Raw genomic sequence first — 293 nt, 5'->3', positions numbered from 1 at the left:
GGGCTCCCACTGCTTGTACGTACACGGTTTCAGGTTCTATTTCACTCCCCTCACAGGGGTTCTTTTCGCCTTTCCCTCACGGTACTGGTTCACTATCGGTCAGTCAGGAGTATTTAGCCTTGGAGGATGGTCCCCCCATATTCAGACAGGATGTCACGTGTCCCGCCCTACTCGATTTCACATCAAGGTTGTTTTCGTGTACGGGGCTATCACCCTGTATCGCCGGCCTTTCCAGGACCGTTCCACTAACTTCCAAGATGCTTAAGGGCTAATCCCCGTTCGCTCGCCGCTAC

The 293-nt window shown here is 53.6% G+C and carries 1 rRNA gene; it reads right to left on the bottom strand.

The annotated features are described in order from the left end of the window. Positions 1–293, bottom strand: a 23S ribosomal RNA gene (locus tag J9889_RS24765); the annotation flags it as partial.

Origin of the sequence: Aeromonas sp. PrichA-15 (genome assembly GCF_017939245.1) — a bacterium.
Taxonomy (GTDB): domain Bacteria; phylum Pseudomonadota; class Gammaproteobacteria; order Enterobacterales; family Aeromonadaceae; genus Aeromonas; species Aeromonas caviae.
The sequence above is the reverse complement of the archived record's forward strand: the minus strand, read 5'-3'. Positions and strand labels throughout refer to the sequence as shown.